General features: G+C 73.3%; 9 protein-coding genes. 4 read left to right on the plus strand and 5 right to left on the minus strand.

The window, feature by feature from the left end:
- Window positions 1–111 precede the first annotated feature (111 nt).
- Both HB370_RS10080 and HB370_RS10085 read right to left on the minus strand, forming a co-directional pair.
- A complete protein-coding gene (locus HB370_RS10080) occupies window positions 112–738 on the minus strand; it encodes an NUDIX hydrolase (protein ID WP_030790605.1) in 627 nt (208 codons plus the stop codon).
- An 86-nt stretch (window positions 739–824) separates the two neighbouring features.
- Entirely contained in the window at window positions 825–2,474 is a 1,650-nt protein-coding gene (locus tag HB370_RS10085) for a CTP synthase (protein WP_030790608.1), read from the minus strand.
- A gap of 543 nt (window positions 2,475–3,017) precedes the next feature.
- Between HB370_RS10085 and HB370_RS10090 the strand changes: the two genes are divergently transcribed.
- Together HB370_RS10090 and HB370_RS10095 are read left to right on the plus strand one after the other, a co-directional pair.
- Window positions 3,018–4,820 (plus strand): glycoside hydrolase family 15 protein, encoded by a 1,803-nt coding sequence (locus tag HB370_RS10090; RefSeq protein ID WP_030790611.1) that lies wholly within the window; start codon window positions 3,018–3,020, stop codon window positions 4,818–4,820.
- A gap of 76 nt (window positions 4,821–4,896) precedes the next feature.
- Complete coding sequence (locus HB370_RS10095; RefSeq protein WP_030790614.1) at window positions 4,897–6,249, plus strand: FAD-binding oxidoreductase; 1,353 nt, start codon at window positions 4,897–4,899, stop codon at window positions 6,247–6,249.
- Between the two features lie 10 nt (window positions 6,250–6,259).
- Here HB370_RS10095 and HB370_RS10100 read toward each other — a convergent pair whose 3' ends face one another.
- Both HB370_RS10100 and HB370_RS10105 read right to left on the minus strand, forming a co-directional pair.
- A complete protein-coding gene (locus HB370_RS10100) occupies window positions 6,260–7,873 on the minus strand; it encodes an NAD(P)/FAD-dependent oxidoreductase (RefSeq protein WP_030790617.1) in 1,614 nt (537 codons plus the stop codon).
- Between the two features lie 9 nt (window positions 7,874–7,882).
- The gene (locus tag HB370_RS10105) at window positions 7,883–9,391 is read right to left on the minus strand and encodes an APC family permease (RefSeq protein ID WP_030790621.1); all 1,509 of its coding nucleotides are present in this window, start codon (window positions 9,389–9,391) and stop codon (window positions 7,883–7,885) included.
- A gap of 223 nt (window positions 9,392–9,614) precedes the next feature.
- Between HB370_RS10105 and HB370_RS10110 the strand changes: the two genes are divergently transcribed.
- The gene (locus HB370_RS10110; protein WP_030790624.1) at window positions 9,615–11,261 is read left to right on the plus strand and encodes a PucR family transcriptional regulator; all 1,647 of its coding nucleotides are present in this window, start codon (window positions 9,615–9,617) and stop codon (window positions 11,259–11,261) included.
- A 164-nt stretch (window positions 11,262–11,425) separates the two neighbouring features.
- Complete coding sequence (locus HB370_RS10115) at window positions 11,426–12,004, plus strand: hypothetical protein (protein WP_051816087.1); 579 nt, start codon at window positions 11,426–11,428, stop codon at window positions 12,002–12,004.
- Here HB370_RS10115 and HB370_RS10120 read toward each other — a convergent pair.
- A complete protein-coding gene (locus HB370_RS10120; protein WP_030790630.1) occupies window positions 12,001–13,155 on the minus strand; it encodes a glycosyltransferase family 4 protein in 1,155 nt (384 codons plus the stop codon). The two genes, HB370_RS10115 and HB370_RS10120, sit on opposite strands and share 4 nt — an antisense overlap.
- Window positions 13,156–13,252 lie beyond the last annotated feature (97 nt).

A 13,252-nucleotide genomic window follows, 5' to 3' on the forward strand; every position in this document is an offset into this window, starting at 1 on the left:
GGGCGTTTGCAGAGCCTAGTTCACGCTCTGCGACGTACCCGGAGGAGCGCGGCGAACGCATCGCCCGATCGGATCAGGCGATGGTCACACCAGTGGTCCGGACGGGTCCGGTCAGCTCTCGAAGGGGCGCGCGGGCCAGGGCGCGTCGGCCGGGCGCAGGGCGTCCAGCCCGTCCCCGCCGCGGGCGGCGACCAGGGCGAGCACGCCGACCACGAGGCAGTTGTTGTGCACGTCCCCGGCCAGGATCCGGCGCACGAGTTCATCGACCGGCACGCGCGCGTGCTCCATGTCGGTCTCCTCGTGCTCCGCCGCGAAGCGCTCCCCGTCGGCCTCGGACAGCTCGCGGGCGAGGAAGATCCGCACGGCCTCGTCGCAGCCGCCGGGGGTGGTGTACACGTCGGTCAGCACCCGCCAGTCCTCGGCCTTGACGTGCGCCTCCTCGTACAGCTCCCGCTGGGCGGCGTGCAGCGGGTTCTCGCCGGGCACGTCCAGCAGGCCGGCCGGGATCTCCCACAGCTTGTGCCGCACGGGGTGGCGGTACTGGTTGATCAGCAGGACCCGGTCCTCCTCGTCCAGGGCGAGGACGGCGACCGAGCCGGGGTGGACCTGGTAGTCCCGGCGGACCACCGAGCCGTCGGGCATGACCACCTCGTCGGTGCGCACGGAGGTCTTGTTGCCCGTGAAGGGGGTCTCCGTGGCCTGGATCTCCCACTCCTCGCGGGTGTCCTTGATCGTCATGCCCTGTCCTTCCGCCTACACACAGTGAAACCGGGGTGCCCACCTCCTGTGAAGGTACGCACCCCGGCCACCGTACAACCGGCGTGTTACTTGGAGTTCTTCCGCTCGACGGCCGCCTTCACCAGACCGGCGAACAGCGGGTGCGGACGGGTCGGCCGGGAGCGCAGCTCCGGGTGGGCCTGGGTGGCGACCAGGTACGGGTGGACGTCCCGCGGGTACTCCACGTACTCCACGAGCTTGCCGTCGGGGGAGGTGCCGGAGAAGACGATGCCGGCCTTCTTCTCCAGTTCCGCGCGGTAGGCGTTGTTGACCTCATAGCGGTGGCGGTGGCGCTCCTCGACGTACTCCTTGCCGTCGTAGACCTCGCGGACGATGGAGCCCTCGGCGAGCTTGGCCGGGTACATGCCGAGCCGCATCGTGCCGCCCATGTCGCCCTCGCCGGCGACGATGTCCATCTGCTCGGCCATGGTGGAGATCACCGGGTGGGCGGTGGCCGGGTCGAACTCGGTGGAGTTGGCGTCGGGGATGTCGGCCAGGTTGCGGGCGGCCTCGATCACGATGCACTGCAGGCCGAGGCACAGGCCGAGCAGCGGGATCTTGTTCTCCCGGGCGTAGCGGATCGCGCCGACCTTGCCCAGCACACCGCGGTCGCCGAAGCCGCCGGGGATGCAGATGCCGTCCACGCCCGCCAGCTGGGCCTTGGCCCCGGCCGGGGTCTTGCAGTCGTCGGAGGTGACCCACTTGATCTTCACCCGGGCGCGGTTGGCGAAGCCGCCCGCGCGCAGCGCCTCGGTGACCGACAGATAGGCGTCGGGCAGGTCGATGTACTTGCCGACCAGGGCGAGGGTGACCTCGTGCTCGGGGTTGTGGACGCGGTCGAGCAGGTCGTCCCAGGTCGTCCAGTCCACGTCCCGGAACGGCAGGTCGAGCTTGCGCACCACGTAGGCGTCCAGGCCCTCGGTGTGCACGACCTTGGGGATGTCGTAGATCGAGCGGGCGTCGGGGCAGGCGACCACGGCGGCCTCGTCCACGTCGCACATCAGGGAGATCTTCCGCTTGATCGCGGTGGGGACCTCCCGGTCGCAGCGCAGCACGATCGCGTCGGGCTGGATGCCGATGTTGCGCAGCGCGGCCACCGAGTGCTGGGTGGGCTTGGTCTTCAGCTCGCCGGAGGGGCCGATGTAGGGCAGCAGCGAGATGTGCACCACGAAGACGTTGTCCCGGCCGACCTCGTGGCGGACCTGGCGGACGGTCTCCAGGAACGGCAGCGACTCGATGTCGCCGACCGTGCCGCCGACCTCGGTGATGACCACGTCGACCTCGTCGGTGGCCATGCGCCGGATGCGGTGCTTGATCTCGTTGGTGATGTGCGGGATGACCTGCACGGTGTCGCCCAGGTACTCGCCGCGCCGCTCCTTGGCGATCACCGTGGAGTACACCTGGCCGGTGGTGACGTTGGCGCTGCCGTCCAGGTCGCGGTCGAGGAAGCGCTCGTAGTGGCCGATGTCCAGGTCGGTCTCGGCGCCGTCGTTCGTGACGAACACCTCACCGTGCTGGAAGGGGTTCATCGTGCCCGGGTCGACGTTCAGGTACGGGTCGAGCTTCTGCATCACGACACGCAGGCCGCGGGCCTTGAGCAGCATGCCCAGGCTGGAGGCGGTCAGACCCTTGCCGAGCGAGGAGGCGACACCCCCGGTGACGAAGATGTGCTTGGTCGTCGTGGATTTGGGCGGCATGGCCAAGAGGGGGCTCCCGTGGTCGCTGGCGGTGATGCGGTGCGGCTTCCGTCCCGGAGAGTTCCGGGGGTGCCGTCGCTGCGGTTCGGGGGGTTTTCTCCCACCGGTCCACGGGCTACCAGCGTATCAGCGCCTGAGCGAGATGGCTTCCGGCCACGCTCCGCGCTCGCCCGGGCACAGCAGGAGACGACCGGTGTCACTCGCGCAACTTTCGCACCGGTCCGGGCACACGGTTCTCACCCGGCGCTCACTCGTTCGGCCCATACAGGTTGCCCGGAGCGGCCCCCGGATCATCTGCATGCGTCGTATCCTGCTCGGACACTCACTGCCGAGCCCGCCCGGTAAACGACGGCACACCCCCGCCTGCACCGACCCGGAACAACGAGAGCGCGGCAGTTCGTTGAGCAAGGACTGTCGTGTTGCCTAAGGGCTCGGCGGGCTGCTTTGCTTCACCGCTCAACGACACACACCAACGACCCTTGACCGCACTAGCGACAGCCCCCTGCGCGGGGGTGTGACGTGGCCGTTCGACTGGAGTTGCACGTGGCCGGGCGCATCGAAGACTACGCACTCATCGGAGACATGCAGACCGCCGCACTGGTCTGCCGGGACGGCACGGTGGACTGGCTGTGCCTGCCCCGCTTCGACTCACATGCCGTCTTCGCCGGCCTGCTGGGCACCGAGGAGCACGGCTTCTGGCGGCTCGGCCCGGCGCACGCGGCCGACGCCAAGCCGCCCACGGCCGCCCGGCGCGGCTACCGCGGCGACTCGCTGATCCTGGAAACCGAGTGGGACACCCCGCGCGGCACCGTACGCGTGACCGATTTCATGCCCCCGCGTGACGGCGCCCCCCAGCTGATCCGGATCGTGGAGGGCGTCACCGGCCGGGTGCCGATGCGCTCCGCGCTGCGGATGCGGTTCTCCTACGGCCGGGTGGTGCCGTGGGTGCACAAGCAGGAGGGCCGCACGGTGGCCGTCGCCGGACCCGACTCGGTGTGGTTCGACACGGAGACCGAGACCTACGGCAAGGCGCTGACGACCTACGCCGACTTCACCGTCGCCCCGGGCGACCGCATCGCCTTCACCATCTCCTGGCAGCCCTCGCACAAGGAGCCGCCGCCGCTGCCGGAGCCGGAGGCGTCGCTGGAGGCCACGGAGGACTTCTGGCGCGAGTGGGTCGAGCACTGTACGTACCACGGGCCCTACCGCGAGGCGGTGATCCGTTCGCTGATCACCCTGAAGGCGCTGACGTACGCCCCCACCGGCGGCATCGTGGCCGCCCCCACGACCTCCCTGCCCGAGGACATCGGGGGCGTGCGCAACTGGGACTACCGCTACACCTGGCTGCGGGACGCGGCGATCACCCTGTCCTCGCTGCTGCGCACCGGCTACCGCGAGGAGGCCCGCGCCTGGCGCGAGTGGCTGCTGCGGGCGGTCGCCGGCGACCCGGAGAACCTCCAGATCATGTACGGCATCGCCGGCGAGCGGGAGCTGGGCGAGGCCGAGCTGGACTGGCTGCCGGGCTATGAGAAGTCCGCCCCGGTCCGGGTCGGCAACGGCGCCGCGCACCAGCTCCAGCTGGACGTGTACGGCGAGGTCACCGAGGCCCTGCACCTGGGCCACATGACCGGTCTGGCCCGCAACGACTACGCCTCCCTGCTCCAGCTGAAGCTGATCCGCTATCTGGAGGACCACTGGCAGGAGCCGGACGAGGGCATCTGGGAGGTGCGCGGCCCGCGCCGGCACTTCGTGCACTCCAAGGTGATGGCCTGGGTCGCGGTGGACCGCACCATCAAGCTGATCGAGTCCGGGGACGCGGACGGCCCGCTGGAGCGCTGGCGCGAGCTGCGCGACGACATCCACCGGGACGTGTGCGAGAAGGGCTACGACAAGGAGCGCAACACCTTCACCCAGTCCTACGGCTCCAAGGAGCTGGACGCCTCGCTGCTGCTGATCCCGCAGATGGGCTTCCTGCCGCCGGACGACAAGCGGGTGATCGGCACCATCGAGGCGATCCAGCGCGAACTGTCCACCCCGGACGGGTTCATCCTGCGCTACCCCACCGAGGGCGCGGACGCGGGCGTCGACGGCCTGCCCGGCGACGAGGGCGCCTTCCTGGCCTGCTCGTTCTGGATGGCGGACGACCTGGCGATGATCGGCCGGGTGGACGAGGCCCGCAAGCTGTTCGAGAAGCTCCTCGCGCTGCGCAACGACCTCGGTCTGCTCGCCGAGGAGTGGGACCCGCGGCTGAAGCGGCAGGTGGGGAACTTCCCGCAGGCGTTCAGCCACGTGCCGCTGATCGACACGGCGCTGCGGCTGACCGCGTCCGGCGCGTACGGGGGGTAGCGTCCGCCGGGGCGTCGTGGCTGGTCGCGCGGTTCCCCGCGCCCCCTTCGGGGGTGCGCGGGCCTAGGCTGACAGCGTGGCTTTCTCCACGGCGCACTCGGCGCTCGCCGCTCTCCGTGAGGATCTGGCCGGCGAGGTGTTCGCCCCCTGGGACCCCGGCTACGACGCGGCCCGCGCCGTCTTCGACGCGCGGGCCGACCTGCGTCCGGCGGTGATCGCCCGGTGCGCGGACGCGGCCGACGTGGTGCGGGCCGTCCGCTTCGGCCGGGACCTGGACCTGCGCGTCGCGGTGCGCGGCGGCGGCCACGGCGCGGCCGGTGCGGCGGCGGCCGACGGCGCGCTGCTGGTGGACCTGAGCCGGATGCGCCGGGTGACCGTCGACCCGGTGGCCGGGGCGGCCCGCGTCGAGGGCGGTGCCACGACGGGCGACCTGGACCGGGCGGCCCTGCCGTACGGGCTGGCGACCACCGGCGCGCGGGCCCGCACCACCGGTGTGGCCGGCTACGTCCTCGGTGGCGGCACCGGCTGGCTGGACCGCCTCTTCGGGCCGGCCGTCGACAGCCTCCTCGGCGTGGAGCTGGTGACCGCCGGCGCCGAGCGGGTGCGCGCGAGCGCCGACGAACACCCCGAGCTGTTCTGGGCGCTGCACGGCGGGGGCGGCAACTTCGGAGTCGCCACCGCGCTCACCCTGCGGCTGCACGAGCTGCCGCGGTTCTCCCTGGCCTTGCTCAGGTATCCGCCCGGGTACGGAGCGGAGGTGGTCCGCGCCTTCCGGGAGGTCTTCCGGGGCGCGCCGGACGAGCTGGGCGGCGCGGTGCTGTACCTGGCCGCGCCGGTGGGCGGGCCACGGTGCGCGGCCGTGCTGACCTACGCCGGCGGCGCGGACGGGCTGCGCGACCTCGCCGGGCCGCTGCGCGCGCTGCCGCACGAGGCGGGGCCGGCCGGCGACCTGCCGTACACGGCGGCACAGCGCCTGCTCGACACCCCGCCCGGGCTGCGCCACCACCGGTCGGCCCGGTGTCTGACCGGGCTGCCCCAGGAGGCGGTGGACGCCTTCCACGCGGGCGGGGCGGGCATGCCGGCGGCGACCGGCTCCCGGTATCTGCTGTTCCCGCAGGGCGGTGCCGTCGCCGCCGGGCCGCACGGCTACCCGGTGGCCTGGCGGGACGCCCCGTGGACCGCGCACCCGTGCGCCCTCTGGGCGGACCCGGCGGACGACGAGCGGGCGCCGCGCTGGGTCCGTCAGGCGTGCGCCGCCCTGACCCCGTGGAGCACCGGGGCCGTGTGCCTGAATCTGATCGGCGACGAGGGCCCGGAGCGGGTCCGGGCGGGGCTGGGCGCCGGGAACGTCCTGCGGCTGGGGAAGGTGAAGCGGCGCTACGACCCCGACAACGTCTTCCGCTGCAACCACAACATCCGGCCCGTGTGAGCCTTCCCGGTCAGCCCAGGGCGGCGAGCACCTCCCGCGCCGCCCGCTCGCCCTCCCGCGCGCCGCCCTCCATGAAGCCCTGGAAGTCGTAGGAGCAGTGCTCGCCGGCGAGGTGGATGCGGCCCTGGGCCGTGCCCTCGTAGCCCGCGTACCGGTGCAGGTACCCCACCGGCCAGTACGAATAGGCGCCCAGGGCATAGGGGTTGAGGTGCCAGGCCGACAGCTGGGCGCGTCCGGTCCAGGCGGCCGACGTGCCGGGGTAGAAGGCGTCGATGTCCTTCAGGTAGCGGGTGGCGAGGTCCTTGACGTAGGGGTCGCTCTCGTACGAGAAGGGTCCCGCCGGGGTCAGGGACCTGGCGCGGCTGCCGCCGCCGTACTGGATGAGGATGCCGCCGGTGCCGGGCTGGACCTTGGTGGTGTCCCAGGTCTGCTGCACGGCGAGGTCGGTGAAGCAGTCGCCCGCGGACACCCCGGGCCAGGGGCCGGTGCCGCGCCAGGGGCGGCTGGTGAACTGCATGTTGAGCTTGGTGCAGTAGCCCATGCGGGCATCGCGCAGCAGGCTGGTCATGCGCGGGTCGAAGCCGGCTCCGCTGAGGTCCAGCCGCTTCAGGACCGGCAGGGGCACGCACAGGACGGTGTGGTCGGCGGTGACCGTCCGGGTGCTGCCCGCCTCGGTGAAGGTGAGGGTCTGGGTGCCGTCGGCGCCGGCCCGCACGGCCTGCAGGGACCAGCCGTGGCGGATGGTTCCGTCGGGCAGGGAGTCGGCGATGGCCCGCGGGAGGCGGTCGTTGCCGCCGACGATGTGGTATCGCTCGTCGGACAGGCCCCAGATGTTGAAGTGGCCCGGATTGGGCTGGTAGCCCATGAGCAGGACGAGGGCGAGCGAGGACTGCTCGGTGGTGTCGGCGCCGTACTCGACGGCGTAGGCGACGTCGAAGAAGCGGCCGAGCGGGGAGGCGTGGCCGCCCGGCACCCGCGTCTCGATCCACTCGTACAGGGACAGGTTGTCCAGGGCGGTGCCGGCCGGGGTGGTCCGGTCCCAGGTGACCTCGCCGGCGGCCTGGAGATCCGCGCGCAGGGCCTGGTAGACGGCCTTGAAGTCCTCGTCGGCCCGGTCGCGCGGGTAGTACGCGCCGTCGAACCAGAGGACCTCTTCGGCGCCCCGGGGACCGCCGCCGAGGAAGTCCTCGACCGGCAGGGAGAAGCGGCGGCACAGTTCCAGCATCTTCTTGTGGCCGGTGTCGATCAGCTCGCCGCCGATCTCCGAGGTCTGCCCCCAGGCCCAGTGGTCGCGCTGGGTGTACATCCGGCCGCCGACGCGGGAGGGGTGGGCCTCGTAGAGGGTGCAGGCGTATCCCGCGTCACGCAGGGTGAGGGCCGCGGTCAGCCCGGCGATCCCCGCGCCGACGACGGCGACACGGGGCGCGGACGCGGCGGCGGCGGGCGTCGGGACGGTCGCGGCGGCCGTCGCGGCAGCCGTGACCGCGGCCGTGCCGGCGGCGCCCTTGAGGACGGAGCGCCGGCGCACGGCCCGTGCCTCGGCGACGGGCAGACCGAGCCGCTCGGCGGCGGCGTGGTCGGCGGTGAGGGTGCGAAGGACGTGCATGAGCCGTGTTCGGGGCACGGTGCCTCCTCAGGCGTTGGCGGGGGCTTGCTCGACGTCGTCGTCCGTGCGCTCGGCCGCGTCCTCCAGGACGATCCGGCCGATGACCTCGTACCTTTCCGGCCGGCGGGCCCGCAGATACAGGCCGAGCCCGAGGCCGCCGAAGAAGACCAGCCCGACGATCCACGGGATGGCCTCGAAGAAGAGCGAGCCGGCCGCCGTACCGGCCGCGGTGTCCATGTTGACCACCAGCAGCACCACGACGGCGGTCATGCCGAGGCCGCCGAGCAGCGGCGCGGTCAGGGTGCGGAACCAGTGCCGGTCCTCGGGGTGGTTGCGGCGGAAGTAGCCGATGACGGCGAAGGAGCACAGCGTCTGCACGATGAGGATCGCCATCGTGCCGAGGATCGCCAGCAGCGTGTACAGGTGGATGTACGGGTCCTGCCCGGTCGCCCAGAACGCGCCGACGATGACGACGGCGATGACGGACTGGGTGAAGGAGGCGAGGTACGGCGACCCGTGGCGCGGGTGGGTGCGGCCCAGCGCGGGGTGCAGGAAGCCCTCGCGGCCGATGGCGTACAGATAGCGGGCCGCGCACTGGTGGAAGGCCATGCCGCAGGCGAAGGAGCCGGTGATCAGCAGCCACTGGAAGGCGTCCACCGCCCAGGCGCCGATGAAGCCGCGCGCCGGGTCGAAGAACAGGTCGAGGGGGCTCGCGCCGGCGGAGACCCGTACCGCGCCGTCCAGGCCGTTGCCGGCGATGGTCATCCAGGAGACGTAGATGTAGAACAGGCCGACGCCGATGACCGAGATCAGTGTCGCGCGGGGGATGACGCGCTTGGGGTCGCGGGACTCCTCGCCGTACATCGCCGTCGACTCGAAGCCCACCCACGACCAGAACGCGAAGAACAGGCCGAGGCCGGCGGAGGCGCCGGTGAAGGCGTTCTTGGGGTTGACCGGCGCGACGGGGATGCCGTCCGGGCCGCCGCCGCGCAGCAGTACGGCGGTGGCGACCGCGAAGAGCACCGCGATCTCGGCGACGAGCAGCACGCCGAGCGCCTTGGCGGTCAGATTGATGTCGAAGTACGACAGCACGGCCGTCACCAGCAGCATCGCGGCCGCGTAGCCGGCCCACGGCAGGTCGGCGCCGAGCTGGTCGCGGACGGTGGTCTTCGCGAAGTAGGAGAAGACGCCGACGATGGACGCCTCGAAGACCACGTAGGCGAGCACGGCGAGCATGCCGGAGGCCATGCCCGCGATGCGCCCCAGGCCGTGTGAGATGTAGCCGTAGAAGGCGCCAGCCGCGGTGATGCGGCGGGCCATGGCGACATAGCCGACGGAGAAGACCGCCAGCACCAGCGTCGCGAAGAGATAGCCGGCCGGCGCCCCGGTGCCGTTGCCGAAGCCGACGGCGATCGGCAGGTTGCCGGTCATCGCGGTGATCGGTGCGGCGGTGGCCACCGCCATGAACACCACGCCCACCAGTCCTACGGAATCCGCCTTGAGGCGCTGTACCTCTCGCGTGGGTTTATCTGTCATTCCCGCCCCTCATGTGGTGCTCGCGCAACGAAATCCGAAGGTCAAACGGCGGTTCTTGTACGGTTGCGACAGTGTGCCGGGACAGTGACGCACACCACAACAGACAGGCGGTCGGGTAATCGCGGGCCGGGGGCGACGCAGTGTCGCTCGCGCGGGCCCGGTGACCGCCGCCGTGATCGCGCGGAGATGTCCCCGAAACGTGCGCACGGGTAGCGTCCGCTGCATGGACAGCCGTACGGACCACCGACTCGACACCCAGGGCGCCGGCATCACCGTGCAGCGGGCGCTGGAGCTGCCCGGACTGCGCAGCGGGCTGCCGGAGATCCTGGCGGGCGGCGACCGGCTCGGCCGCACCGTGCGCTGGGTGCACGCGGGCGAGGTCCCGAACATCGCCTCGCTGCTCAAGGGCGGCGAGCTGCTGCTCACCACGGGCTACGGCCTGGGCACCCGGCCGGCCGAGCAGCGGGCGTTCGTGCGGACCCTGGCCGAGCGGGGCATCGCCGCCCTGGTGGTGGAGCTGGGCCCGCGCTTCGGCCGGCTGCCGGCGGCGCTGGTGGACACGGCCCGGGCGGCCGGTCTGCCGCTGGTCCAGCTGCACCGCGAGGTGCCGTTCGTGACGGTGACCGAGGAGATCCACACCGAGATCGTCAACGGCCACTACGCGCTGCTCCAGCGCGCCGAGGAGGTGCACCGGCGCTGCACCGAGGCGCTGCTGGGCGGCGGCGGGGTGCCGCAGGTGCTGTGCATCCTGGCCGACTTCAGCGGCAACCCGGTGTTCCTGGAGACGGCGGACGGCCGGCTGCTGTACGCCGCCGGGGCCGGGCCGGAGGGCGCCGACCCGCTCCAGGTGTGGGAGGGGCTGCGCGGCCCGCACAAGGAGGTCCCGCCGCCGGCCGGCACGGTGCTGGTGGACGTGCCCGGCGGCGGCCCCGGCACGGCGGGCTCGGTGCGCGCCCGGCTGGTCCTGCTGCCGGTCCGCGCGACGCCGGCTCCCGTGCACCGGATCGCCGCCGAGCGGGCCGCGGGCATCCTGGCCGTGGTGCTGATGCAGGCCCGGCAGGAGGAGGAGCTGGCGGCGCGCGGGCGCGGGGACTTCCTCACCGATCTCGCCGAGGGCCGGATCGCGGCGGAGGACGCCCCGGCGCAGGCCCGGGTGCTCGGCTTCAAGCCGGGTGACAGCCCGCTGCTGCCGGTGGTGATGCGGATCGGGGACACCCTCTCGCCCGGTGGCGGCTGGGCGGTGCTGGCCCGGGCGGTCTCCGAGGAGCTGGCCGCGGTGGGGGTGCCGGTGCTGCTGGGCGTGCGGCCGGTGGAGGGCCGGGTCCTGGTGCTGCTGGGGCTGCGCGCGGAGGCGGAGCGGACGGCGGTCGCGGACCGGGTCGCGGCGGCGCTGCGGGCCGGGGTGGAACGGGCCGGGATGCGGCGGCCGGGCTCACCGCCGCCGGTGGTGGTGGCCGGGGTGGCCGGCGGCTGGGCGGCGGCCTCGGCGGGGCTGCGGCACGCGGCGGAGACGGCGACGGCGGCCCAGGGCCTGTCCGACCAGCCGTGGTACGACGCCCGGCGCCTGGACATCGACCTGCTGCTGTGGCGGCTGCGCGACCACCCGGACCTCGCGGCCTTCGTGGACCGGGCGATCGGCCCGCTGCGCGAGCACGACCGGCGCTCCCGGCCGCCGCTGCTGCCGACGCTGGAGACCTATCTCGCGCACGCGGGCCGCAAGGCGGAGACGGCCCGCGAGCTGCACCTCAACCGTCAGACGCTGTACAACCGCCTGGCCCGCATCGGCGAGTTGCTGGGCACCGACCTGGACGACCCGCAGACGGTACTGGCGTTGAGCCTGGCCCTGCGGGCCCGCCGGCACGTGCCGTAGGCCCGGCGCCGAGCGGAGGGCCGTGACTAGTCCCGCGGTCTGACCGGCGAGGGCCGCGTCATCCGTGCGGTGCCTCTCAGGATGCGACCACGGAGGGACGCCCGGAGCCGCGCGGTCGCCGAGGATCGGGCTACGTCACCGCAGTGCAGGAGGGGAGTCTCACCGTGCTGAAGAAGACCCTGCGTTCGTCCGCCGTCCTCGCGCTCGTCGCCGCGGTCGCCGCGCCCGCCGGAGCGGCGTCCGCGACCGCGCCCCCCGGCGTTGCGACCGGCACCGCCGCCACCGGCTTCGCCTCGTCCCTCAAGGGCGAGGCGCGGCTGGCCTACGAGGTGACCACCGAGCAGGTGCGGGTCACGGTGGACGCGCACTCCGTCTACCACCAGGGCAGCATCCCCGTCCGCTCCTGGGGCACCTTCCGCATCTCCCACGTCGTCGACGGGCGCGACTACTGGGGCGACCTCAAGGTCGACTGCCTCACCACCGGTGGCCCGACGGCGACCGTGACCGGCCGGCTCGTGCGCACCAGCCCCGGCCACCCCTGGATCGACACGCTGGGCCTGGGCACCCGCATGGGCGTGAGCTTCCTCGTCCCCGAGGACGGACCGGCCCGCGCCGGGCTGTCCGGTGGTACGGCCAAGGGCAAGCCCCTGCTGACCAAGTGCATGGCCCCGGCCGCCGACATGGCGGTCACCGAGGGCGGTTACACCCTGCACGACCGTGTCGCGCGGCAGCCGGCGGGCTAGGCCAGCGGTCTGGGCTGGGTCAGCTCGTCGTAGACGCTGAGGACCTGGGCGACGGTCTCGTCCTCGGTCGGCCAGGTCGCGCACTGCCGGGCCGCGCGCTCGCGCAGCCGGGCGCGCCGCCCGGGGTCGGCGAGCAGCGCGAGGACCGTCTCCGCGAGGGCCATCGGATCGCCGTACGGGACGAGTTCGGCCGCGTCGCCGACGAGATCGGGGATGCCGCCGACCCGGGTCGCGACGAGCGGCACGCGTGCGTGCAGCGCCTCCTGGGCGAGGACGGACCGCGATTCCCATCTGCTGGTCAGCAGGGCCAGGTCGGCGGCGGCGAGCAGCTCGGGGACGTCGTCACGGCGCCCGACGAGCCGCACCGGCAGCTCCTCGTCCTCGATCCGCCGCTGGAGCACCGGCCGCAGCGGCCCCTCCCCCGCGATCACCACCAGCGGCACCGGGTCCCGCTCCCGCCACCGGCGGGCCGCGTCGAGCAGGACGTCGTAGCCGCGGTGGCGGTCCAGGGAGCCGACCGCGAGGAGCAACGGGCGGTCGATCGCGCCGAGTTCGGCGCGGACCTTGGACCGCTGCCGGTCGGCGTCGTCGTGGTCCGCGGCCTCGTCGGGGCCGGCGGGCCGACGCCGTCCGGGCAGGGCGACCGGAGCGAGCCGGGCGTCCCGCGCGCCGGTCCGCCGGGCGCGGTCGACCAGGTCGGGGCTGGTGCCGAGGACGACGGCCGCGGTGCGCGTCACCCGCCGCTCCAGCATGCGCAGCAGCTGGGCCCGCGGGCCCTCCGCGTGGGCGCGGTCGTGCCAGGTCACCACCAGCGGGGTGGTGCGCCCGCCGAGCGCGAGCACGGACCGGAACGAGGCGTGCAGCCCGTGGGCGTGCACCAGGTCGGCGTGGGCGCAGGCGGTACGGAGGGCGGCCACGGAGACGGGGTCGCTGCTGCGCGGCACGTGGACGTGGGAGGCGCCGGTGCCGCTGAAGTCGTAGGCCCGGTCGGCCTCGGTGGGGGCGCACACCGTGACCCGTACGCCCCGCGCGACCAGGCCCTCGGCCAGGGAGCGCACATGCGCGCTGCTGGCGGCGTTGCCTCCGCCGAGCACCTGCACGGTGCGCAGCGGCGGCCGGCCGTGCGGTGCGTTGCTGCTCAGCGGGCTCACGGGGCCAGGGCTCCTGGGTCGTGGGGCGGTCACGAGAAGGCGCGTGGGGCGGTCACGGGAAAACGTACAGAAGGTTGGGGGCTCAGGGGGGCGGAAG

The sequence above is a fragment of the Streptomyces sp. DSM 40868 genome (assembly GCF_011820545.1).
Taxonomy (GTDB): Bacteria; Actinomycetota; Actinomycetes; order Streptomycetales; family Streptomycetaceae; genus Streptomyces; species Streptomyces eurythermus.

What these genes read in the sequence shown, in the direction of transcription:
- HB370_RS10085 (WP_030790608.1), bottom strand. Translation starts at nt 2,474, where the DNA reads ATGCCGCCCAAATCCACGACGACCAAGCACATCTTCGTCACCGGGGGT.
- HB370_RS10080 (WP_030790605.1), bottom strand. Translation starts at nt 738, where the DNA reads ATGACGATCAAGGACACCCGCGAGGAGTGGGAGATCCAGGCCACGGAG.
- HB370_RS10110 (WP_030790624.1), top strand. Translation starts at nt 9,615, where the DNA reads ATGGACAGCCGTACGGACCACCGACTCGACACCCAGGGCGCCGGCATC.
- HB370_RS10105 (WP_030790621.1), bottom strand. Translation starts at nt 9,391, where the DNA reads ATGACAGATAAACCCACGCGAGAGGTACAGCGCCTCAAGGCGGATTCC.